This is a genomic window from Bergeyella zoohelcum ATCC 43767 (genome assembly GCF_000301075.1).
Classification (GTDB): Bacteria; Bacteroidota; Bacteroidia; order Flavobacteriales; family Weeksellaceae; genus Bergeyella; species Bergeyella zoohelcum.
The window spans coordinates 851,351-873,002 of the sequence record NZ_JH932293.1; the positions used below are offsets into that span (position 1 = coordinate 851,351).

The window sequence follows — 21,652 nt, forward strand, 5'->3', positions numbered from 1 at the left end:
TCTTCAGCGGAAAGTCTTATTTTTACAAAAATTTTGTACTCTACTATGCTAAAACAAAACCTCCAGATAAAACTCGGGCAAAAACTTGCTCCTCAACAGATTCAACTTATGAAGCTGATACAGTTGGCTACATTAGAGTTTGAAGAGGAACTAGAGCGTGAATTAGAGGAAAATCCGGCTTTGGAAAGAGCTTTGGATAAGGATAGTAATGAAGACAAATACGATGAGCTGGGAGATGAATATGAGAATGAAGGCAGTGAAAGCATAGAAACGGATTTCGATGTAGAGGAATATCTTTTTGATGATGAGCCTTCTTATAAAACCGCTTCTAGTAATTACTCACCAGATGATGAAGAGTTTGATAATCAAAGTCTTCTCACCGAAGGACAATCTCTTTATGAGTACCTTATTGAGCAAATTAACTTGGTAAACATAGATGAAGAAGACCTTAAAATAGCGGAATATCTTATCGGGAATTTAGACAATGACGGCTATCTTCGTAGGGAAATAAAATCCATCGTAGATGATTTGGCGTTTTCTGTAGGAATTTATACCAAAGTAGATAAGGTAGAAGATGTCCTTTTAAATTATGTTCAGAAGTTAGATCCTCCAGGCGTAGGGGCGAGAAGTCTCCAAGAGTGTCTCCTCCTCCAAATTGAAAAAAAGGTTACCGCAGATAAAGCAGTGGCACTGGCAGCAGATATTCTTAGAAATCAGTTTGATGCACTTACCAATAAGCACTATAAGAAAATCATCCAAAAATACAGCATTGATGAAGATGATTTAAGAGATGCCTTAGATGAAATTTCTAAACTCTCTCCGAAGGTGGGAGGTAATTTTGACACACAAACCATTACATTAAACCAAGAGATTATTCCTGATTTTCAGATTCAGGTAAAGGAAGGGAAAGTGATACCATCATTAAATGGAAAGAATGCACCTACCCTTAGAGTATCAGAAGAATACAAGGAAATTCTCTCCACCTATTCACATGATAAAAAATCTGCAGAACATAAACAGGCTGCCCTTTTTATCAAACAAAAATTGGATGCTGCCAAATGGTATATAGATGCTATTAATCAGAGACAGAATACACTTCTACAGACTATTATGGCGATAGTAGATTTACAAAAAGATTATTTCATTACGGGAGATGATAAAGATCTTAAACCGATGATCCTTAAAGATGTAGCAGATATTACGGGATTTGATATTTCTACTATTTCTAGAGTGGTAAAAAGCAAGTACGCGGATACACCGAACGGTATTATCCTACTGAAAAATCTATTCTCAGACTCCCTTACCAATGACGAGGGCGAAGAGGTTTCTACCAAAGAAATTAAACAACATCTACAAGAGGCCATTGATAATGAGAATAAAAGAAAACCTTATACAGATGATGCCTTGGTAACCATCTTGAAAGAAAAAGGCTATAATATTGCGAGAAGAACTATTGCTAAATACCGCGAACAGCTTAATATCCCCGTAGCCCGACTGAGAAAAGAGCTGTAAAATTTTATACGAAGATTAAAGAAGCGTGTAAATAAGTATGTTAGAAAAAAAGCCCACTGAAAATCAGTGGGCTAAATATTTTTTTGTGGAGCTGGAGGGATTCGAACCCTCGTCCAAACAAGCAATACGCAAGCTTTCTACATGCTTATTTTGTTTTTAATTTTCGATTGAAAACAGAGAACAAACACCCAATTTCCAACTTATCTTCTAAAGTTTTTCGTCCTTTGACCGAAGCGTTCAAAGGCTTATTTCTGCATTTCCCATGCCTCATACTCGGACGCCGCAGAACGGAGCTTCCGTGAGACATCTTGTTTCCTTACTGTACTTCGGGAAAAACGCTTATCTTACTATACTTCAGATTAAGCAGCAAGAGCATACTCTTCGTTGCCAGTTAAATTCTTGTAGCAAGGGATTAAAGAGATCGCGCTACGGTTCTCTGCATGCTTACTTACCCATTGGTCTTGCTGTCGAAACCGGTCAGCCCCTATTAGGATAAGTCCTGCAAAGATAGGGATTTTTTGTTATATTCGATTTTTTAGCAGATAAATCTTATCTTTGCAAAAATACTATCATGAAAAATATTATTCATACAGAAAATGCTCCTGCAGCAATAGGTCCTTATTCACAAGCGATTAGCGTAAACGGAATGCTATTTATTTCGGGTCAGTTACCTGTAAATCCTACTACAGGAGAGGTGGTGGAAGGGATAGCAGAAGCTACCCATCAGGTGATGAAAAACCTTGAAGCGATTCTTTTAGAGGCAGGAATGGATTTTTCTCATGTGGTAAAATCTTCTATTTTCTTGAAAGATATGGGAGATTTTGTAGCGATGAATGATGTTTATGCTTCCTACCTTCAGGAAGGAAATTATCCTGCTCGTGAAACGGTGCAGGTGGCTTGCTTGCCTAAGAATGTAGAGGTAGAAATTTCCATGATTGCTTATAAGGGATAATGGATTTTTTGCGGAATACTTTTGCAGTTTTGTTGGGGCTTGCCGTGGCGGCAGGAATCATCACATTGGGTATTCGCATGAATCCGAACTGGGTTACCTTTGATGAATTTTCCCCTTTTCGGCATTGGCGTTATTTTTTAACTTCCATGAAAGATCAGAATGATTTTTTTGCTTCTTTATTGGTCTTTACAGGAGTAGGTTCTATTGTAGGTGGGGTTTGTACAGCAATTATTGTGCGTTATGCTAAGGTGGCTTATGCTATTCTTATAGGGTTTATCTTATTATTCATTGCGGTTTTAGATATTATTTTTAATCCTTTCCATCCTGTTTTTTACAAGATTTCTATTTTTCTTACTTTCTTTCCTTTTGCGTGGGTAGGTGGTAAAATAGTGGAAGTGATGTATAATAAAAGAAGTAAAAGATGATAATGATCCCTGTGGGATATAATGCTATTAAAACAAAAGAGGCTCTCCAAAATTGGAAAGCCTTTTTTATTCAGTGTGGTGAGGTTATTTTCCTAATGCAATGTTGTAAGAAACTCCTGCACTTAGACCACCGAGCTGGTAATCTTGATTGAGGATTTTCCCCTCGTTACCAGTAAATACTTTTTGGTATTGTAAGAAGAAATTCCAGTTTCTATTATGGTATCCTAGTTCTGGCTTTATATAGAAGCCTCCATCTGGGCGTAGTGTATTGTGATGTGCTGCTACATAATCATCTCCGCTGGTGATGAAACCATAGCCCAAATCGGCACCGAAGTAAATTCCCTTGCTATCAGGGTAATACCTTAGTAATAATGCGGCGGGGATTAATCCTGCATCATTATTGTTTAGGGTAATATTGCCAGTGGCTTTATTGTCTCTTCCGAAAAAATGTGTGTAGCCCGTAGCGAGTCCTAATCCGAAATGAGGCGTTACCAGATATTGGTAAGCTACATCTATTCCTGCTGAAAGTCCGAAATTAGAAGCAGGGAGTGAGTGCCCTATATTTGCACCTACTTTTAGCATGTTTTTCATGGATAGCCCTTCGCTATTCTGTGCGGAAAGCAATCCACTTGCTATGATTCCTGCACTGAGTGCTATTTTTTTTACAAAACTCATAACTATAATTTTTGAATTATTTTTTTTATGTTGCTATTTTATTTTAATGTTGATTTTTCATGCTATCATGCTCATGATAATATGAAAAAACAGGTTTTATGTGATTTTTCTATACAAGTATAGGCATTCTTTTTCTAAAGGAGTGCCTTTAGAATATTTTTTTAACAGAAATTGAGAATTTTTATTACTTTTTATAATCCTTCATCTTCAGCAGCTACAGCCGTGCCATCTGCCATGAGGAAAGCTTTAAGGAAAGGCGTAAGGTCTCCGTTCATTACGCCATCTACATCAGAAGTTTCATGACCAGAACGGACATCTTTTACTAGCTTATATGGGTGCATCACATAGTTACGGATTTGGCTGCCCCATTCTATTTTCATTTTATTGGCTTCTATCTCATTTCGGGCTTTCATTCTTTCTTCTAATTCTATTTCGTAAAGCCTTGATTTAAGGAGTTGTAGTGCTTTTTCTTTATTCTGAAGCTGGGAGCGGCTTTCGGAATTTTCTATAATAATACCGGTAGGGGCGTGCCTTAGGCGGACAGCGGTTTCTACTTTGTTTACATTTTGACCTCCTGCTCCGCTGGCTCTCATGGTTTCAAAGGAAATATCTGCAGGGTTAATATTGATTTCTATAGTGTCATCTACCAAAGGATAGACATATACGGAAACGAAGCTTGTATGGCGTTTGGCATTGCTATCAAATGGAGAGATTCTCACCAAACGGTGTACGCCATTTTCACCTTTGAGATAACCGAAAGCATATTCTCCATCAATTTCTAGGGTTACTGTTTTTACTCCTGCTACATCACCTTCTTGGAAATTGAGTTCACGGATTTTGTAGCCGTTTTTGTCTGCCCACATGGTGTACATACGCATCAGCATGCTTGCCCAATCACAGGACTCTGTTCCTCCGGCTCCTGCCGTGATTTGTAGCACTGCGGAGAGTTCATCTCCCTCATTGGAAAGCATATTTTTAAACTCTAAATCGCTGATGAGGTGAAGCAGTTTAGGGAATTCGTTGTCCAGTTCTGTTTCACTATCAGGGTCTTCTTTGGCAAAATCTGCCAGTACTTGTAAATCTTCAAATAGGGAGTGGATGGTCTGGTAGTCCTCTACCCATTTTTTCTTGGAACGAAGCTGTTTCAGTACACTTTCCGCTTTCTTAGGGTCATCCCAAAAGTCGGGAGCTGCAGTTTTTTCTTCTTCATTGGTAATTTCTAGCTGTTTTCGTTCTATTTGTAGGAATTTATAGAGGTTTTCAATTCGGAGTTGAGCTTCTTTAAATTGTTCTGCGTTTATCATAGTACAAAAATACTTATTAATTTCGGAAGATGAAAAATTAAAAAATACAGAGGGCGTGTGGTATTATTTTCCGATGATGATTTTTTCACCACTAAATTTCGGCTCTTTTCCTATGAGGAGGTCTATGAAAACCTTTACCCGTGCAAATTTTTCACGAACATTGGTTTTAAAACCTGCTTTTTGATTGACATCTTTGGCATTGTACCCATAAGCGAGGATGCCATTTTTCTGTGCTAAGAAAATGGCTCTTTCATTATGAAACTTTTGAGAGATAATAATGAAACTTTTTTGTCCGAAAATTTCTTTGGCTCTTACTACAGAATCTAAAGTTCTAAAACCAGCGAAATCTTCATAGATTTTATGTGCAGGAATTCCTCTAGAGATGAGTTCATTTTTCATGTCTTCGGGTTCATTATATCCTTTCACGCTATTGTCTCCACTCACGATGAGGTATTGTATTTTTCCTGATTTGTAAAGTTTTTCGGCGGCATCTATCCTATGGAAAAAGTAATAATTTTTATATCCATTCTGCGTAAATTTTGCCGTACCCAAAACCACCCCTACCTTTTCATTAGGGAGCTGGCGGATGTCATAGGTAACAAAATCTTGGGTAGCATACCGAATGTAGCGGTTACAAGCGATAATACTCAGTAAGGTTACTGCTATGAGTACTATAGTTGCTAAGAATAATCCTTTTATTATCTTCATATCGTGATTATTGATAGGCTCCTAATGTGGGTTGTGCTGTTCGGTTGTTTCCTGTAATGTCTGTAGGAAAGAGTTGTGCTGTAGCGATATTTCCAGCGTTTTTAGCCGGAGAATGGGCATCTACACGCATATTCATTTTTCCTGAAGTGGTATTAAGGAAAAGAGGATTTTGATTGGCAATCGCTTGTGTGATGTTGGTATTGTTGGTCAATGCAAATCCTGCGTTGTTGTTATGATTGAGCAAGATATGCTGAAGTTGGTAATTAAATGTTTGTCCACTGATGGGCTTAAAAGTCATAGCGTTATTGGTGGAGGAATAAATGATAGAGTTTCGGATGACGAGGTTCATGGCAGCGTATTCGAAAATTCCTGAAGCTGTTTTTACTTCATTCGTGGCATAGAGAGAAATACCTTGCCCTATGCTATTATTTTCAAGCCAATAATTTGCTATGGTACAATGATTAAAGGAATAGTTACCACCTTTATAGAGAGCGATGCTGGTATTTTTACATTGGTTAAAAACAGAGTTACTAGCATGGATGGTAGCATTTTCTGCATAGATGCCATATTCTTCAAAAGTATGGATGAGTGTATTGTGGAGGTCAGCAGTGGCATTTTTCAGTATGATGCCTGTATTCCCACCGAAGATTTTAGCATGGTTGAGCTGTAGATGTGCACCATTTTCGGCCATGATGGCGTTCCAATTTTTAGGAAGGGTATCATACCGAGGGTCATTTCTATCTCCTCGGAAAATGACAGGTTCATCATAAGTTCCGTTGGTAGTCAGTTGGGCGTTGGTAGAGAGTTTCATACCACTGTTTTTAGTAAAAATCACTTTCGTTCCTTTCTGTATATTGAGTACAGCATTTTGACCTAAAGTGAGATTCCCGAAGATGACTTTTGCTTTGTCTTTCGTCCAGGTATGAGTACCCGTGAGGATATTAGGATGGGTATTACTTTCGATGAAAAATTCAGCATCTTGTACTACAGAGTAGAGCGTTACCGATTGTTGTACATTATTTTTCAATGAAAAAATTACTTTGTCCACGGCGATGAATTCTGGTCGGCTGGTTTGTGGAGCAATTTCTACAAAGATATAGAGGCTATCATTTTTTCTTAGTGGAACATTAGAAAAAGTATGTCCTGCCTTGCCATCTACATTAATTTTATAGAGAGAGGAAGCGGACTGTTCCAGTGCTATTTTGGGGATGATGATGTCTTTATTTTCTTCATTATATACCTTAAATGCGTAAGTTTCAGACCTGATTTGGTTGTACACTGTATCGCATTTTACCGTATCTTTGGAAAACCGAAGCTCTTGAGATGCTTCAGTAAAGCTGATGTCATCGTTTTTACAAGAAATTATCCAAAAAGCGGTGATAATGAATGTAATATAGAGAATGAACTTTTTCATAATGTGCTGTATTAATACCATGATTAGCCAAAAGTACACAAATTTGATTAAATTTTAGAAAAAAAATACAAAAACATTGGTGGAAAAGAAAAAATAATTTACTTTTGCACCCTGAAACCCACCGAGGAAGATCCATTACTATTCTGAGGTATTATTTCAATAACTAATTTAGCAAAAAAGAAATTAAAATGAAACAAGGTATCCACCCAGAGAATTATAGACTTGTTGTTTTCAAAGATATGAGTAACGACGAGATGTTCCTTTGCAAATCTACTGCAGAGACCAAAGACACTATTGAGTACGAGGGAGAAACTTATCCTTTGATTAAAATGGAAATCTCTTCTACTTCTCACCCTTTCTACACTGGAAAAGTGAAGCTTGTAGATACAGCGGGTAGAGTAGATAAGTTTATGAATAAATACAAGAAATTCGCGAAATAATAGCGTTTTATCTTATCAGGATAACAGCCTTTCTCATTTTGAGAAAGGTTTTTTTTTGTGAAAGTGCTAGATTTAATGGTATGGTGTATTTCGCTCTAAAGAGAATAAGTGAAGGTTTTGGTTTAAAATTTTGATATTCCAACTATTATTCATACCTTTGCAGGGTAATTATGGATTGAAATGGGAGGCTTCGGAAGAAAGCCTTTTTTTGTATCAATAATTAATGGGATTTTTTATTCTTTTTTAAACTATTGAAATCGTGGAATTTAAAAGCGAAATAGAAAGGCTGTTGCAAGAGTTTTTATCTGAAAGAGAAGACCTTTTTTTGGTCAATATGAAAATCTCTCCAGCAGATGATGTTACGATAATCTTGGATGGAGATCATGGCGTAAAAGTGCAAGATTGTTTAGATGTGAGCCGTGCCATTGAATTTAATATGGATAGAGAAGCACATGATTTTTCTTTACAAGTGATGTCCGCGGGACTCAGTGAGCCGCTTACCATGCCGAGACAGTATAAGAAGAATATTGGAAGGAAAATTTCGGTTACTACCCAAGAGGATACAGTACTAGAGGGAGAATTGTTATCCGTGGATGATGAGAAAATTACACTCCAAAGAAAATACAGAAAACCTAAAGACATAGGAAAAGGAAAAATGGATGTGGTAGAAGATACGGATATTGCCTTTTCTGAGATTAAAAAAGCCCTTGTGGTGATTCAATTTTAATAAAAGACTCCTCCAAAGGAGAAATAACATAGAATAAATATGAATAATCTAGCATTAATAGAAGCATTTGGTGATTTTAAAGATGAAAAAAGCATCTCTAAAGTAGACCTGATGGCAATTATAGAAGAATCATTAAAATCATTACTTCGTAAGCGTTTTGATTCTGATGATCATTTTGATGTGATTGTAAATCCAGATAAAGGGGATTTTCAGATTTTCCTTAATAAAACCATTGTAGAGGATGAAATGTCTGAAGATGATGACCTCGAGATTGAAATTTCTGAAGCTAAAAAAATAGACCCTACTTTCGAGGTAGGAGAAGAGTACAGTGAGGAGATTCCTATTGATAAATTAGGAAGGAGGAATATCCTTACACTGAAGCAAATTTTGGCTACTAAACTTCAAGAATTTAATAATAATTTGCTAGAATCTCAGTTTAAGGATAGAGTAGGAGAAATCGTAGTAGGAGAGGTGCATCATATTAGAAAGCAGCATGTTATACTTTTGGATGATGAAGGGAATGAGTTTATCCTTACCAAAGATCAGCAGATTCCTTCGGATTATTTTACAAAAGGTGAGAGCGTAAGAGCTGTCATTGATAGAGTGGAAAATAAAGGCGGAAAACCACAGATTATGGTTTCTAGAACTTCTCCTATTTTCCTAGAAAAGCTATTGGAATTTGAAATTCCTGAAATTCAAGACGGAACTATCCTTCTGAAAAAAGTAGTGAGAATTCCTGGAGAAAAAGCGAAAATAGCGGTAGATGCTTATGATGATAGGATAGACCCTGTGGGAGCATGTGTAGGCGTGAAAGGCTCAAGGATTTATGGGATAGTAAGAGAGCTTAGAAATGAAAACATAGATGTGATTCAGTGGTCTAAAAACCCAGAAGTACTCGTAAAGAGAGCATTAGGGAATGTAACCATTAATAAGGTAGAGCTCAATCCTGAGGAATCTTATGCATTAGTGTACACGCCGAGTGAAGAGATTTCTAAAATCATCGGTAGACAAGGACAGAATATTCGTTTGGCTTCGTGGCTTACAGGATATGAAATTGATGTGTATAGAGAAACCAGTGAAGATGATGATGTAGAGCTCGATGAGTTTAAAGACGAAATCGAAGGATGGATCATCGATGAATTTAAAAAAGTAGGGCTCAATACAGCGAGAAGTGTATTAGACAAAGATGTAGATGCCCTTGTTAATCTTGTGGATTTGGAAGAGGAACAAATAGATGCTGTTCGTCAAATCCTTAAAGAAGAATTAGAGGCTTAAGCGGGTTTCTAAATTCTAAAATCAATAATATAAAACTTATCAAGTAACATAGAGTAGATGGCAAAAATCAGATTAAAAAAAGCAGCGAACGAATTTAATATCGCTACCAAAAGTGCTGTAGAATTCCTTCGAAGCAAAGGCATCGAAGTGGAAGATAACCCGAACGCACAGTTGGAAGAAGCTGCTTACGATGCCCTAAAAAAGGAATACGCCAAAGATAGCGAGCTGAAAAAAGCATCGCAAGAGGTGGTAATATCCAAAGCACCAGAAGAAAAACCGGAGCCAGAAACCCCGAAACAGGAAGTTATTCGTGCAAAAGCCAAAACACCAGAAACTAAAATCCTGGGGAAAATAGATCTTGATGCACTTCAATCTGCCTCTCCCGTAGAAGAAAAACCAGCAGAAAAACCAGCTCCTGTGGAAATACCTCAGGAAGAAAAAATTGTGGAAAAACCACAAGAAATCAAAGAAAATAAAGAGGAATCTTCAGAAAAATCTGGGCTTAAAGTTTTGGATAAAATAGACCTCAGTACTTTGGACCAATCCCCTACTCGTCCTGTGAAAAAGGATAAGAAAGAGAAAAAAGCAAAGGCTTCTACTCCGTCTGTAGAGAAAAAAACGAGTGAACAAAAGCCTGCTGTACCTCAGGAGAAAAAAGAGCAGAAAAAGGCTGAGCCTGTAGTAGAAAAACCAGTACAAAAGGAAATTACCACAGTGAAATTTGAAGAGCCTGAGAAAATAGAGACCGTCTATAAGAAATTAGATGGACCGAAAATTTTACAAGAAAAAGTAGATTTATCTCAGTTTCAGAATAAGCCAAAGCCTTCGGATAAAAAGAAAAAAAGAAAGCGTATAGAGAAACCTGCTAATAATACAGGGAATAATAACGCCGGAAATAGTAATTCGGGTAACAAACAAAACCAAGGTGGAAACAGAAATAATAACCAAGGTGGAGGTAACCGAAATAACCAAGGAGGAAACCGTAGAGGGGGTAAACGAAATGAAAGACCTGCTCCAGTAGAACTTACCGATGAGCAGGTGAAAAACCAAATTAAGGAAACTTTAGAAAAACTCACTAATAAAGGAGGAAAATCTAAATCTTCTAAACACCGTAGAGATAAGCGTTCTTTCCGTAGAGAACAAGACGAAAGAGCAATGGAGATGGAGGCTCAAGACAGAACACTGAAAGTAACTGAATTTATTACCGTAGGTGAGCTGGCAAGTCTGATGGATGTAAGCCCTACGGAGGTGATTTCTGCAATTTTCTCTCTCGGAGTAATGGTAACCATGAACCAACGATTAGAGGCGGATACACTTACCTTAGTGGCAGATGAATTTGGTTATAATATTGAGTTCCAAGATGCAGAATTAGAAGAAGATAGCGAAGAGCAAGTAGATAATGAGGAAGATATGGTGCATAGAGCACCTGTGGTTACCGTCATGGGACATGTGGATCATGGTAAAACATCTCTCTTGGACTATATCAGAAAAACCAATGTCATCGCTGGAGAATCTGGAGGTATCACTCAGCACATTGGGGCATATAATGTAAAATTAGAAAACGGACATCGCATCACTTTTCTAGATACTCCTGGACACGAAGCCTTTACTGCCATGCGTGCAAGAGGAGCCCAAGTAACGGATGTAGTCATCATCGTAATTGCTGCGGATGATGATGTAATGCCTCAAACTAAAGAAGCCATTGCACACGCTCAGGCGGCAGGGGTACCTATGATTATTGCGATTAATAAAGTGGATAAGCCTACTGCAAATCCAGATAAAATTCGTGAGCAGCTTTCTGCACTCAATGTATTGGTGGAAGAATGGGGAGGAAGCGTGCAGTCTCAAGAAATTTCTGCTAAATTCGGTAATAATGTGGATTTACTTTTAGAAAAAGTACTTCTCCAAGCGGAAATGCTAGAATTGAAAGCCAACCCAAATAGAGTAGCTAATGGTACCGTGATAGAGGCATCTCTAGACAAAGGTAGAGGGTATGTGGCCAATATGCTCATCCAAGCAGGAACACTCAGAGTAGGAGATTATGTGGTAGCAGGTAAAAACCATGGTAAGGTAAAAGCCATGCTAGACGAAAGAGGTAAAAACCTTAAAGAAGCAGGTCCTTCTATTCCAGTAACCATTTTAGGATTGGATGGTGCTCCTACCGCTGGGGATAAATTTAAAGTTTATACCGATGAAAGTGAAGGGAAATCGGTGGCGAGTAAAAGGGAGCAGCTGCAAAGAGAGCTTTCCATCCGAACGAAAAAACATACTACGCTGGAAGAATTGGGAAGAAGAATTGCCCTTGGTGATTTTAAAGAACTCAATATCATCCTTAAAGGAGATGTGGATGGTTCGGTAGAAGCACTTTCAGATCAGCTTCAAAGACTTTCTACAGAGGAAATCAATGTTAATATACTACACTCAGGGGTTGGGCAGATTACCGAGTCTGATGTGAACCTTGCTACGGCATCGGATGCTATTATCATTGGATTTAATGTAAGAGCCGGTGCGAATGCCAAAGAATTGGCAGACCGTGAAGAAATAGAAATCCGTACTTATTCAGTTATCTATAAGGCGATAGAGGAAGTGAAAGAAGCAATGGAAGGAATGCTTTCGCCAGAGATTAAGGAACAAGTTATTGGTAGCGTGGAAATCCGTGAGGTGTACAAAATTTCTAAGGTGGGAACCATCGCAGGATGTATGGTACTTAGCGGAAAGGTTACTAGAAACTCTAAAGTTCGTCTCTTGAGAGATGGTATTGTGAAGTTTGATGGGGAATTAGAAAGTTTAAAACGCTTTAAAGATGATGTAAAAGAAGTAACTAAAGGCTATGAATGTGGTATCAGTCTAAAAGGATACAATGACATTGAAACCCTTGATCTTCTAGAAATTTACGAAGAAGTAGCGGTGAAAAAGAAGTTGAAATAAACGAAAACCATAAAAAGCTGTCTGAAAAGGCAGCTTTTTTTATAGAAATTATAGAAAATTCCTTACCTTTCGGAGATGATGAATACAGACATTTTTCATTTAGTAGAATTTACCAATAGAAATGTCTTCCTTACAGGAAAAGCTGGAACAGGAAAGACCACTTTTCTCAATGAATTTGTAAAGAAAACGAGAAAAAATCATATCATTCTTGCCCCCACAGGTATAGCGGCCATTAATGCAGGAGGGGTTACCATTCATTCTATGTTTGGATTGCCACTTCGTACATTTATTCCTACTTTGGAACGAATTGATGAAAATCTAGGGAATAATATCCAAGATTTGGTAGGGCATTTCAAGTACAGAAAGCAGAAACTCAAACTACTCAGAGAGGTAGAGCTCATCATCATTGATGAGGTTTCTATGCTTCGTGCAGATGTACTGGATATGATGGATTTTTCTTTAAGACATATCCGTAGAAATGCCCAACGATTCGGAGGGGTGCAGATGCTTTTCATTGGAGATTTATACCAGCTACCTCCTGTGGTAAGAGAGGAGCAGTTCCTTTTACAGTATTATGATTCTCTCTTTTTCTTTTCCGCCAAGAGCTTAGAAAATTCTGATTTGGTTACTGTGGAACTGACCAAAATTTATAGACAGACCGATCAGCGTTTTGTAGATATACTGAACGGAATCCGTGAATCTTCCATTTCTAAGGAACAATTGGACGCACTCAATCAGCGGTATGACCCTCATTTCGAACCTAAAGAGGAGGCTTTCGTATATCTCACTTCTCATAATCATCAGGCGGAAAGTATTAACCAGAAAAAACTGGACGAACTGAAAGGAAAGTCTTATACTTATGCTGCAGAAATTTTTGGAGATTTTAAACCCTCTCAATATCCCGTAGAAGAGCATCTGGAACTGAAAGTAGGGACTCAGATTATGTTTGTGAGGAATGATGCGTCCAGTGAAAAAAAATATTACAATGGAAAACTAGCAGAAGTCATCCGATTGAGCAACGATGAAATTTTTGTTACCATAGAAGGGAAGGAAGGCGAATATAAACTCAAAAAGGAAATTTGGGAAAATAAAAAATATTCACTCAATGCCGAGAAACAAATTGTAGAGGAAGTTTTAGGGAGTTTTGAGCAATATCCCATTCGGTTAGCGTGGGCGGTAACTATTCATAAATCACAAGGGCTAACTTTTGATAGGGTCATCATTGATGCAGGAAAATCTTTCGCTTCGGGGCAGGTGTATGTGGCACTTTCTAGGTGTAGAACTCTAGAAGGTATTGTCCTGAAATCTAGAATTTCCTCATCCATTATTTTTAATGATAAAAGAGTAGCGAGTTTCCAAGATGCTACACAGATGAACGCACACATTCAAGAAATTTATGAAAATGAAAAGTACGATTATGCCGTGAACAAGTTGTTGCTAGATTTGGATGTCGCTTGGGTACAATTAGAGCTCAATCACTGGATGGGACAAGTGAAAAAAAGTAAGGAGATTGATATTTTGGTAGCCTCGTCTTTATATAATACCGTGAAAACGGACAGCGAAGCACTTATCAAGGTTTTTCAGAAATTTTCTGATTATTTAAAATCTAAGGTAAGGCAGGTGCAAAACGAGGAACATTGGCAAATCTTGGTCAATAAATCTAAGGCATCCGTACATTATTTTTTTAATGAAGTAAAAGAAAAAATATTTGATGCTCTTAAGGGGTTTTATGCGGAAACTAAGGGAGTAGCAGGACTTAAGGAGCATAATGAGGAGCTGAGAAAATTCATAGATGATGTACAAGATTATCTGGATAAGTTGCAACGGACAAAACTTATTGATGAGTCTCTTTTTGAGGAAGAAAAAAAGCAAAAACTCACTTCTACAGTGGTAAAAGTGGCTACACAGGTCATTACCTATCGTTTATTTTCAGAGGGTAAAAGTATAGAAGAGATAGCTAAGGAAAGGAATTTAGCGGCTTCTACCATTATTTCTCATCTCGCCAAATATGCTGAAAATGGTAATTTTTCGGATGAAGATTTGGCACGAATCGTAAGTGCTGAAAAACGAGAAATATTTGAATCTCAATATCCACATCCTGAAGACGATGGTACGCTTACATTTTGGAAAAATCATCTTCCTGAAGATTTTGACTATGGAGAAATCAGGCTATTGATCTCATTTTTTGAAGGAAAAGAGGAAATGTAAATGATTAATTTCTATACAAATAATTCTTAAATTTTTTTTCCTTTCGCCAGTCCCAAGGAGCAATGGGATTTTTTTCAGACCAAAGTCCTTTCTTTTGACTTCGGGCTTGAATTTCTAAGGTAGCGTATTCTATGCTCTTAGAATAGCGTTTGAAATGCCAAGCCAATCCATTTTTTACCAATGCCTTATTTACACAGGTTTTACCTATCCATACCTCTCCTATGAGGCGTCCATTTCTATCTTTTTTAGGATTTGGGAGTATGGTTACTTCTTTTCCAAAGCACAATTGGGAGGCAAATTGTTTGGACTTTGTACCGAAAGGCTGTTTCCTTTCTGGGCTGTCAATATGAGCCAACCGAATGGTGATTTCTTTTTTTTGGTACAAGACGGTAAAGGTGTCTCCATCTTTAATGCCGATTACTTTTGCATTAAAAGGCGTTTTTTGAGCATAGAAAACCCATGTTCCCAAAAATAAAAGTAGAAATAAAAAATAGCTTTTCTTTTTCAAATGACCTAATGAATTGGAATGGAAAGATACAATTGGTAACAAAAAATTCTTTGCTTTTTTTGTTACAGGAACAAAAGAGTAAACAAAGAATTTTATTTTGCTTTTGTATAGAGACGCGTAGGGATTTTCTCAGTAAATCATGCTTACGAACTTTATGAATATTGATTGAGAATCGCGGTCAGTGTATTCACATCATGAACCCCAGTGCCACGCCAGAGCAGTTCACTATTCTTAAATACCAAGAGGCTAGGTACTGACCGAATGCCGTACTCTGCCGCAATGGCAGGATAAGCATCGATGTCTATCTTTACTATTCTTGCTGTTTCACCTACATTGTCTTTTACAGAATTAAGTACAGAGGATTGTACTTTACATGGCTGACACCAAGTAGCGAAGAAATCAATGAGTACGGGTCTTTCTGAAGCGATGAGTTCTTTAAATTTTTGAGACATAATGAATGATATGTTTTTAAATTAAATTTTCGTTTGTAGAGAAGTCCAGCTTCCACCATTATAGGCTTCGTAACCATTGGCTTTTAGGATAGATTGAGCAGATAGGCTTCTGATACCACTGGCACAGCAAGTAATTACAGGACGAGATTTGTCTATCTTCGTAAGTTCCTTATTAAGGTTTTGTAATGGAATATTAATGGAACTGAAGATATGTCCGTTTTCATATTCCGTGGGAGTGCGTACATCAATGATTTGGGCACCATTTTTAACTAACGCATGAAAATCCGTTTTCTTTCCGAATAAATTTTTGAACCAGTTGAACATTTGTTATAATTCTTTAATTAAGATAAAAAGATTTTTTTTATTTTTCCCTATCACCTTATGAGCTATTTGTTCGGGAATGTCATATCTATCATGTTTTTTCAGACGAATGACTTCATTATTAATATGTATATGTAATTCTCCTTCTAGTACGAATAGGGTAGTAGGTACTGGTGTAGTATGATTCGGTAGTTCCCCATTTTTTCCTAGGCCAATGGCTACTTGTTCTATTTTATTGGTTTTTCTCAGATTTTTTACCAAAGGTTTTTCACCAAAATGATTCATCTCCTTATCTAGATTGACCACCCTCATAGATTTTACATCACGATAAGTCTTTCCGTAATGAACATTGGAAAAATTGTTGTTTTTCAATATCTTCTCTGCTTTTGCTGCTCGAATTCCTTTTTTACAAAAGACCACAATGTCTTTATCTTTGCTTAGTTCATTCAGCCGATGAGGGAGTTCATCAATGGGAATATTAATGGCTCCCATAGGGGATCCTTCGTTGAATTCTTCAGGTGTTCTTACATCTAAAAGAATGGTTTCCTTATCATTAATCACTTCTTTTAGGTTTTTCTGAGCGAAGCTCAATACCGAGAAAATAACAGTACAGAGTAAGAGGGCGATTTTTTTAATCGTGAAAAAAAGATTCATAAATGTTAAATTTTGTACAAATATAGTGATAAACGAAGATTTAATCGTATATTTACCCACTGAAAAGACTATTTTACTTCTAAAAAACACGAAAAAAAATAAAAAAAAGTAGAATAGTGTTTTGAATTGCAAAAAAATGATTATATTTGCAAACTGAAAGTTTAAAAAAATCATAAATAAATAATTTTAATCATGGCAAAGGAAACGTTTAATCGTAACAAACCGCACTTGAACATTGGTACTATTGGTCACGTTGACCATGGTAAAACTACCTTGACTGCTGCAATCTCTAAAGTATTGTCAGATAAAGGTCTTGCTGAGAAAAAAGACTTCTCTTCTATTGATTCTGCTCCAGAGGAAAAAGAAAGAGGGATTACTATTAATACTGCTCACATTGAGTACGAAACTGAAAACAGACACTATGCACACGTAGACTGTCCAGGTCACGCTGACTATGTTAAGAACATGGTAACAGGTGCTGCTCAAATGGATGGAGCTATCTTGGTATGTGCTGCTACAGATGGTCCAATGCCTCAGACTAGAGAGCATATTCTTCTTTGCCGTCAGGTAAATGTGCCAAGAATTGTTGTATTCATGAATAAAGTGGATATGGTGGATGATGCTGAGCTTCTTGAGCTTGTAGAGCTTGAACTTAGAGATCTTCTTTCTACTTATGAGTACGATGGTGATAACTCGCCAGTGATTCAAGGTTCTGCTCTTGGAGCTCTTAACGGGGAACCAAAATGGGTAGCTACTGTAGAAGAACTTATGAATGCTGTAGATAATTGGATCGAGCAGCCAGTAAGAGATTCTGATAAGCCATTCTTGATGCCAATCGAAGATGTATTCTCTATTACAGGTAGAGGTACTGTAGCAACTGGTAGAATCGAGGCTGGTGTAATTAACTCTGGTGATCCTGTGGATATCGTAGGTATGGGTGAAGAAAAATTAACTTCAACTGTAACTGGGGTAGAGATGTTTAGAAAAATCCTTGATAGAGGAGAGGCTGGTGATAATGTAGGTCTACTTCTTAGAGGTATTGAAAAGACTGACATCAGAAGAGGTATGGTAATTGCTAAGCAAGGTTCTGTAACTCCACATAAGAAATTCAAAGCTGAGGTGTATATCCTTTCTAAAGAAGAAGGTGGTCGTCACACTCCATTCCACAATAAATATCGTCCACAGTTCTATGTAAGAACTACCGATGTAACTGGGGAAATCTTCTTACCAGAAGGTATTGAAATGGTAATGCCTGGTGATAACTTGACTATCCAAGTAGAGTTGTTACAGCCAATTGCTCTTAATGTAGGTCTTAGATTTGCGATTAGAGAAGGTGGTAGAACAGTAGGTGCTGGTCAGGTAACTGAAATTCTAGACTAATACATTTAATGATAGAGGTTTCGTAAGTAAACCTTACGAAACCTTTTTAAACTACGGGCATCGTCCAATGGTAGGATACCGGTCTCCAAAACCGTTGATCAGGGTTCGAATCCTTGTGCCCGTGCAATAATAAACCTATGAGTTTTGTAAATTTTATTAAAGGATCTTATACAGAGTTTAAAGAAAAAGTAGAGTGGCCTAAATGGCCAGACTTGCAGTCTTCTACTATTGTGGTGGCAGTGAGTTCTGTACTTCTTTCTTTGTTCACCTTTGGCGTGGACGAACTTTTTTCAAAGGCAATTAGAAATATTATTATTCAACTTGCAGGTATATTTAATTAATCTTATTATTTTCCAAAGAGATGAATGAACTAAAATGGTATGTGCTAAAAGCAGTGAGCGGTCAGGAAAATAAAGTGAAATCCTATATTGAAAACGAAATCCACCGCCTCGGAATGGAACAATATGTTACCCAAGTGGTAATTCCTATGGAGAAGGTCATCGTTCTCAGAAATGGTAAAAAAGTTCCTAAAGAGAAACCTTACTATCCTGGTTATCTTATGGTGGAAGCTAATCTTATAGGGGAAGTTCCTCATGTAATTAAAAATATTCCAGGAGTGATTTCTTTTCTTAGTCTTACCAAAGGAGGGGATCCTGTTCCCATGAGAAAATCAGAAGTGAATAGGATGCTTGGAAAAATGGATGAGCTTTCAGAATTCGCTACAGAAATGGAAATTCCATACTCAGTGGGGGAAAGTGTAAAAGTAACCGATGGTCCTTTCAATGGATTTAATGGTACGATAGAGAAAATACTGGAAGATAAAAAGAAAATAGAGGTTTCGGTGATGATTTTCGGTAGAAAAACGCCAATGGAACTTAGTTTTATGCAAGTAGAAAAGATTTAATTTATTGTTGATAATATAAAAATGGCTAACTTTTTTAGGTTAGCCATTTTTTTATAATTAATGATTTCTTATTTTGTGAGATGAAAAGGGATACGATGTTATACCTCTTAGAGTGTGAATTTTTTTATCATATCTTGATGATTTCTGCTACATTTGAATAATGGATGTGAGTTTACCCGATGATCTTATATGGGCTATAGAGTATTTACTCAGGAACCCCTCATTTTCCATAATTCCGCCTCAATCCTAATATATTGGTTTGTGTAAAAATATCTTCTATTGTTTTTTCACAAAGATTAAATTTTTGTTGAATTGATTTTAGGGCTAGGTGTCTTCTTTTACTTCCACTTTAGCATCGGAATAAATTCCTATGGTAATCATTAGAAATAATTTACCTTTTGAATCCTTGAGTAAAGGAGCATAGATTGATGGGTTTATTTTCAATGTTACAGTGCGTGGCGTTTATTTTGGGAGGGAATTCTTTGTAAAGTGGTAGTTGCAAAAATCGAATATTGCTGGTGCAAATGCTGAGCAATTTTTCCTAATTCCCTATAGCCCAATGATTCCTATATTTTTCATTTGAATGGAATTTATAGTGTCATTGTATAGTGATTTCTATGGTTTGTTTTTTTATCTTTATCAATGACACAGATGCCCCATTGATACAAATCAAAACAACAGACTACGCCTTCTCCATCCGTAATAAAGTTTTTCCAAAAGGCAGCCATACCTTTAGACCAATGAATATCATCGAAGATAACTACAGCATTTTCCTTGAGGTAAGGATATATCATTTCATAATAGTGTTTTGTAGCATCTTTATCATGATGGCCATCAATGAAAACAAAATCAAATGCTTCTTCTTTTTTCAAAATTTTAGGTAACACCTCATTAAACTTTCCGTGAATCACATGGAAATGAGGATAGCTAAGTTTTTGGATGTTAGTATTAGCTATTTCGGCAATGGCTTTAGCGCCTTCTATTGTGGTAAAACGCCCTTTTTGATTGAGCTGTAACGCAGACACTTGATATATGCCAGAGATGCCAATGGAAGTTCCTAATTCTAAGCAGTTTTCGGGTTGAAGTCCTCGTATTAATTTAAATATCAATTCACCAAACTGAGGTCTTGTAGCAGCTATTTTACAAATATTGCCCACGGAAAGCGTTTGGTAATGCCCTTGATGATGAGCTTTTCTTTTGGAAGTAGGCGTTCCAGAACCGAAGTCATTGCTTTCAATGATCTTATTTGATTTTTCCATTTGTGTTCGCAGCTGATTGATTTTCGCTAATGCTTCTCTTTCTGCCGCCGCCCATTGTGGGTTTTCTATACAGAATTGCAGCACTTTTATAATGGTCTTAGAAAGCGTATGTTTTTCCTTTTCAACGGCTCTAGCCAATTCTTTGTGCTTTATTTTTTCTCTCTGACGGAGCGTAATAGTTTTATTGATTTTGTTAATGAATCTCTGTAACATCATTTCTCTTTTGAATGAAGATATCAGTGCTCAATGTGCTGTATATCTTCATCGTTCGTGTAGGCAAAAGTATTAAATTGTACTCAAATGATAAGTTTTTATTTTTTAAAAAATGATTTTCATTCTAAATTTCCTTCATTGCTCTATAATTCGTATATTTGTTATTCGCAATAAAAAACATTAAACCAAGATATGACGACTTTTTATCCTCTGACCATTGCATCAGTAGTAGAAGAAACGAATGACTGTGCACATATCAGTTTTAAAATTCCACAGGAGCTAAGGCATACATTTACCTATAAACAAGGGCAGTATCTTACGCTGAAACATATGCATGAGGGCGAAGAGCTCCGTAGAAGTTATTCTATTGTGAATGCACCTACGGATAAGAATGAAAACATTGAAATTTTGGTCAAAAAATTAGAAGGAGGGATAGTATCTTCCTATCTCAATGAAAATGTAAAGGCAGGTGATGTTCTCGAGGTATTGCCTCCTGATGGGCATTTTTATACGGCATATCACGCTTCTAATGAAAAGGTGTATGTAGGTTTGGCGGCAGGGTCTGGTATTTCTCCGGTGCTTTCTAATATAAAAGAAGCCCTTTATCAAGAGCCGAAGTCTAAAGCGTATCTGTTTTTTAGTAATAGAAGCTGGAATCATATTATCTTTAAAGCACAATTAGATGAGCTGGTGAAGCAGTTTGAAGGAAGACTGACGGTGGTTTATCTTTTGTCAAGAGATAAACATACGGAGAATGAACTTTTTGAAGGAAGAATTTGTCCAGAAAAATTAGGAGAGTTATTGGCATTTTTTACCGATATTCCCGTGCAAGAGGCTACTTATTTCATTTGTGGACCAGCAGAAATGATTAAAAGCGTTTCTACCTATCTGAGAACCGAGCAGAAAGTGCCTTCGTTGCAGGTGATGTATGAATATTTTGCCGCTCCTGATGATGAAGATAATGCCGAGAAAAGTGAAGAATTTAAGAAAATCCCGAATATAGAATCTTTTGTAACACTGATTATTGATGATGATGAGTACAATATTCATTTGAATTCTAAAAAGGAAAGTATATTAGATAAGGCACTAAAGGAAAATCTTCCTGTTCCATTTGCATGTAAAGGGGGAGTGTGCTGTACTTGTAAGGCACAAGTGATGGAGGGGGAAGTATTCATGGAGAAAAACTTCGCTCTTACGGAAGAAGAAGTGGAAAGAGGTATGGTGCTTTCTTGTCAATGTCATCCCGTAACCAATATCGTAATGCTGAATTTTGATGTGTAAGAGAGGGGAGGGGGTATAGATTTCAGACACTTCTTGTACATTAAATGGATATAGTTAATGATATAGATTTTTCTCACAGAAATCATTTATTCGGTTTAATATATTACTCCTA

Annotated in this window: 21 protein-coding genes, 1 tRNA gene and 1 other RNA gene; 13 read left to right on the forward strand and 10 right to left on the reverse strand. The window is 37.0% G+C overall.

Annotated elements, in window-relative coordinates; translation table 11 throughout:
• Positions 1 to 45: 45 nt before the first annotated feature.
• Positions 46 to 1,512 (forward strand): RNA polymerase factor sigma-54, encoded by a 1,467-nt coding sequence (gene rpoN, locus HMPREF9699_RS03970; protein ID WP_002662595.1) that lies wholly within the window; start codon positions 46 to 48, stop codon positions 1,510 to 1,512.
• 83 nt (positions 1,513 to 1,595) lie between these two features.
• On the opposite strand, the gene ssrA is transcribed toward rpoN, so the two are convergent.
• Positions 1,596 to 1,997, reverse strand: a transfer-messenger RNA (tmRNA) gene (gene ssrA, locus HMPREF9699_RS10980).
• Positions 1,998 to 2,083: 86 nt separating this feature from the next.
• Between ssrA and HMPREF9699_RS03975 the strand changes: the two genes are divergently transcribed.
• On the forward strand, positions 2,084 to 2,464 hold the full coding sequence (locus HMPREF9699_RS03975) for a RidA family protein (RefSeq protein WP_002662596.1): 381 nt from the start codon (positions 2,084 to 2,086) through the stop codon (positions 2,462 to 2,464).
• A complete protein-coding gene (locus HMPREF9699_RS03980; RefSeq protein WP_002662598.1) occupies positions 2,464 to 2,889 on the forward strand; it encodes a hypothetical protein in 426 nt (141 codons plus the stop codon). Before HMPREF9699_RS03975 ends, HMPREF9699_RS03980 begins: the two co-directional genes overlap by 1 nt.
• Before the next feature lie 84 nt (positions 2,890 to 2,973).
• Here HMPREF9699_RS03980 and HMPREF9699_RS03985 read toward each other — a convergent pair whose 3' ends face one another.
• The 4 genes from HMPREF9699_RS03985 to HMPREF9699_RS04000 all read right to left on the reverse strand — a co-directional run bounded on the left by HMPREF9699_RS03985 (position 2,974) and on the right by HMPREF9699_RS04000 (position 6,990).
• Positions 2,974 to 3,564, reverse strand: coding sequence for a hypothetical protein (locus HMPREF9699_RS03985; protein ID WP_002662602.1), 591 nt, complete (start codon positions 3,562 to 3,564; stop codon positions 2,974 to 2,976).
• Positions 3,565 to 3,755: 191 nt separating this feature from the next.
• Positions 3,756 to 4,868 carry a peptide chain release factor 2 gene (gene prfB / locus HMPREF9699_RS03990; RefSeq protein WP_002662604.1) on the reverse strand — a complete coding sequence of 371 codons (1,113 nt, stop codon included), beginning with the start codon at positions 4,866 to 4,868 and terminating at the stop codon, positions 3,756 to 3,758.
• A 63-nt stretch (positions 4,869 to 4,931) separates the two neighbouring features.
• Complete coding sequence (locus tag HMPREF9699_RS03995; RefSeq protein ID WP_002662605.1) at positions 4,932 to 5,576, reverse strand: SanA/YdcF family protein; 645 nt, start codon at positions 5,574 to 5,576, stop codon at positions 4,932 to 4,934.
• Between the two features lie 7 nt (positions 5,577 to 5,583).
• Positions 5,584 to 6,990 (reverse strand): hypothetical protein, encoded by a 1,407-nt coding sequence (locus HMPREF9699_RS04000; protein WP_002662607.1) that lies wholly within the window; start codon positions 6,988 to 6,990, stop codon positions 5,584 to 5,586.
• 188 nt (positions 6,991 to 7,178) lie between these two features.
• Here HMPREF9699_RS04000 and HMPREF9699_RS04005 point away from each other — a divergent pair, with 188 nt between their 5' ends.
• From HMPREF9699_RS04005 to HMPREF9699_RS04025, 5 genes are all read left to right on the forward strand, one after another.
• On the forward strand, positions 7,179 to 7,430 hold the full coding sequence (locus HMPREF9699_RS04005) for a type B 50S ribosomal protein L31 (protein ID WP_002662609.1): 252 nt from the start codon (positions 7,179 to 7,181) through the stop codon (positions 7,428 to 7,430).
• A gap of 259 nt (positions 7,431 to 7,689) precedes the next feature.
• Entirely contained in the window at positions 7,690 to 8,157 is a 468-nt protein-coding gene (gene rimP / locus HMPREF9699_RS04010) for a ribosome assembly cofactor RimP (protein WP_002662610.1), read from the forward strand.
• Between the two features lie 39 nt (positions 8,158 to 8,196).
• Positions 8,197 to 9,432: a transcription termination factor NusA gene (gene nusA, locus HMPREF9699_RS04015; protein WP_002662612.1), complete on the forward strand. Its 1,236-nt coding sequence runs from the start codon at positions 8,197 to 8,199 to the stop codon at positions 9,430 to 9,432.
• Positions 9,433 to 9,489: 57 nt separating this feature from the next.
• Positions 9,490 to 12,360: a translation initiation factor IF-2 gene (gene infB / locus HMPREF9699_RS04020; RefSeq protein ID WP_002662614.1), complete on the forward strand. Its 2,871-nt coding sequence runs from the start codon at positions 9,490 to 9,492 to the stop codon at positions 12,358 to 12,360.
• 78 nt (positions 12,361 to 12,438) lie between these two features.
• Positions 12,439 to 14,568 (forward strand): helix-turn-helix domain-containing protein, encoded by a 2,130-nt coding sequence (locus HMPREF9699_RS04025; protein WP_002662615.1) that lies wholly within the window; start codon positions 12,439 to 12,441, stop codon positions 14,566 to 14,568.
• Between the two features lie 4 nt (positions 14,569 to 14,572).
• Here HMPREF9699_RS04025 and HMPREF9699_RS04030 read toward each other — a convergent pair whose 3' ends face one another.
• The 4 genes from HMPREF9699_RS04030 to HMPREF9699_RS04045 form a co-directional block, all read right to left on the reverse strand.
• Positions 14,573 to 15,118 (reverse strand): thermonuclease family protein, encoded by a 546-nt coding sequence (locus tag HMPREF9699_RS04030; RefSeq protein WP_002662617.1) that lies wholly within the window; start codon positions 15,116 to 15,118, stop codon positions 14,573 to 14,575.
• Between the two features lie 110 nt (positions 15,119 to 15,228).
• Positions 15,229 to 15,528: a thioredoxin family protein gene (locus HMPREF9699_RS04035; protein ID WP_002662618.1), complete on the reverse strand. Its 300-nt coding sequence runs from the start codon at positions 15,526 to 15,528 to the stop codon at positions 15,229 to 15,231.
• A 21-nt stretch (positions 15,529 to 15,549) separates the two neighbouring features.
• On the reverse strand, positions 15,550 to 15,852 hold the full coding sequence (locus HMPREF9699_RS04040; RefSeq protein ID WP_002662620.1) for a rhodanese-like domain-containing protein: 303 nt from the start codon (positions 15,850 to 15,852) through the stop codon (positions 15,550 to 15,552).
• Between the two features lie 3 nt (positions 15,853 to 15,855).
• The gene (locus HMPREF9699_RS04045) at positions 15,856 to 16,503 is read right to left on the reverse strand and encodes a rhodanese-like domain-containing protein (RefSeq protein ID WP_245946066.1); all 648 of its coding nucleotides are present in this window, start codon (positions 16,501 to 16,503) and stop codon (positions 15,856 to 15,858) included.
• 192 nt (positions 16,504 to 16,695) lie between these two features.
• Here HMPREF9699_RS04045 and tuf point away from each other — a divergent pair, with 192 nt between their 5' ends.
• The 4 genes from tuf to nusG all read left to right on the forward strand — a co-directional run bounded on the left by tuf (position 16,696) and on the right by nusG (position 18,787).
• Positions 16,696 to 17,883 (forward strand): elongation factor Tu, encoded by a 1,188-nt coding sequence (tuf, locus tag HMPREF9699_RS04050; RefSeq protein WP_002662625.1) that lies wholly within the window; start codon positions 16,696 to 16,698, stop codon positions 17,881 to 17,883.
• A 53-nt stretch (positions 17,884 to 17,936) separates the two neighbouring features.
• Positions 17,937 to 18,007, forward strand: a tRNA-Trp gene (locus tag HMPREF9699_RS04055).
• 13 nt (positions 18,008 to 18,020) lie between these two features.
• Positions 18,021 to 18,224 carry a preprotein translocase subunit SecE gene (gene secE / locus HMPREF9699_RS04060; RefSeq protein WP_002662627.1) on the forward strand — a complete coding sequence of 68 codons (204 nt, stop codon included), beginning with the start codon at positions 18,021 to 18,023 and terminating at the stop codon, positions 18,222 to 18,224.
• A gap of 20 nt (positions 18,225 to 18,244) precedes the next feature.
• Entirely contained in the window at positions 18,245 to 18,787 is a 543-nt protein-coding gene (nusG, locus tag HMPREF9699_RS04065) for a transcription termination/antitermination protein NusG (protein ID WP_002662629.1), read from the forward strand.
• Between the two features lie 590 nt (positions 18,788 to 19,377).
• Here nusG and HMPREF9699_RS04070 read toward each other — a convergent pair.
• A complete protein-coding gene (locus HMPREF9699_RS04070; protein ID WP_002662631.1) occupies positions 19,378 to 20,262 on the reverse strand; it encodes an O-methyltransferase in 885 nt (294 codons plus the stop codon).
• A 189-nt stretch (positions 20,263 to 20,451) separates the two neighbouring features.
• On the opposite strand from HMPREF9699_RS04070, the gene HMPREF9699_RS04075 reads away from it, so the two are divergent.
• Positions 20,452 to 21,540, forward strand: a complete 1,089-nt coding sequence (locus HMPREF9699_RS04075; RefSeq protein ID WP_002662633.1) for an FAD-binding oxidoreductase — start codon at positions 20,452 to 20,454, stop codon at positions 21,538 to 21,540.
• The last annotated feature ends 112 nt before the right edge of the window (positions 21,541 to 21,652 follow it).

What these genes read in the sequence shown, in the direction of transcription:
- rpoN (WP_002662595.1), top strand. Translation starts at nt 46, where the DNA reads ATGCTAAAACAAAACCTCCAGATAAAACTCGGGCAAAAACTTGCTCCT.
- HMPREF9699_RS03975 (WP_002662596.1), top strand. Translation starts at nt 2,084, where the DNA reads ATGAAAAATATTATTCATACAGAAAATGCTCCTGCAGCAATAGGTCCT.
- HMPREF9699_RS03980 (WP_002662598.1), top strand. Translation starts at nt 2,464, where the DNA reads ATGGATTTTTTGCGGAATACTTTTGCAGTTTTGTTGGGGCTTGCCGTG.
- HMPREF9699_RS03985 (WP_002662602.1), bottom strand. Translation starts at nt 3,564, where the DNA reads ATGAGTTTTGTAAAAAAAATAGCACTCAGTGCAGGAATCATAGCAAGT.
- prfB (WP_002662604.1), bottom strand. Translation starts at nt 4,868, where the DNA reads ATGATAAACGCAGAACAATTTAAAGAAGCTCAACTCCGAATTGAAAAC.
- HMPREF9699_RS03995 (WP_002662605.1), bottom strand. Translation starts at nt 5,576, where the DNA reads ATGAAGATAATAAAAGGATTATTCTTAGCAACTATAGTACTCATAGCA.
- HMPREF9699_RS04000 (WP_002662607.1), bottom strand. Translation starts at nt 6,990, where the DNA reads ATGAAAAAGTTCATTCTCTATATTACATTCATTATCACCGCTTTTTGG.
- HMPREF9699_RS04005 (WP_002662609.1), top strand. Translation starts at nt 7,179, where the DNA reads ATGAAACAAGGTATCCACCCAGAGAATTATAGACTTGTTGTTTTCAAA.
- nusA (WP_002662612.1), top strand. Translation starts at nt 8,197, where the DNA reads ATGAATAATCTAGCATTAATAGAAGCATTTGGTGATTTTAAAGATGAA.
- infB (WP_002662614.1), top strand. Translation starts at nt 9,490, where the DNA reads ATGGCAAAAATCAGATTAAAAAAAGCAGCGAACGAATTTAATATCGCT.
- HMPREF9699_RS04025 (WP_002662615.1), top strand. Translation starts at nt 12,439, where the DNA reads ATGAATACAGACATTTTTCATTTAGTAGAATTTACCAATAGAAATGTC.
- HMPREF9699_RS04035 (WP_002662618.1), bottom strand. Translation starts at nt 15,528, where the DNA reads ATGTCTCAAAAATTTAAAGAACTCATCGCTTCAGAAAGACCCGTACTC.
- HMPREF9699_RS04040 (WP_002662620.1), bottom strand. Translation starts at nt 15,852, where the DNA reads ATGTTCAACTGGTTCAAAAATTTATTCGGAAAGAAAACGGATTTTCAT.
- HMPREF9699_RS04045 (WP_245946066.1), bottom strand. Translation starts at nt 16,503, where the DNA reads ATGAATCTTTTTTTCACGATTAAAAAAATCGCCCTCTTACTCTGTACT.
- tuf (WP_002662625.1), top strand. Translation starts at nt 16,696, where the DNA reads ATGGCAAAGGAAACGTTTAATCGTAACAAACCGCACTTGAACATTGGT.
- secE (WP_002662627.1), top strand. Translation starts at nt 18,021, where the DNA reads ATGAGTTTTGTAAATTTTATTAAAGGATCTTATACAGAGTTTAAAGAA.
- nusG (WP_002662629.1), top strand. Translation starts at nt 18,245, where the DNA reads ATGAATGAACTAAAATGGTATGTGCTAAAAGCAGTGAGCGGTCAGGAA.
- HMPREF9699_RS04070 (WP_002662631.1), bottom strand. Translation starts at nt 20,262, where the DNA reads ATGATGTTACAGAGATTCATTAACAAAATCAATAAAACTATTACGCTC.
- HMPREF9699_RS04075 (WP_002662633.1), top strand. Translation starts at nt 20,452, where the DNA reads ATGACGACTTTTTATCCTCTGACCATTGCATCAGTAGTAGAAGAAACG.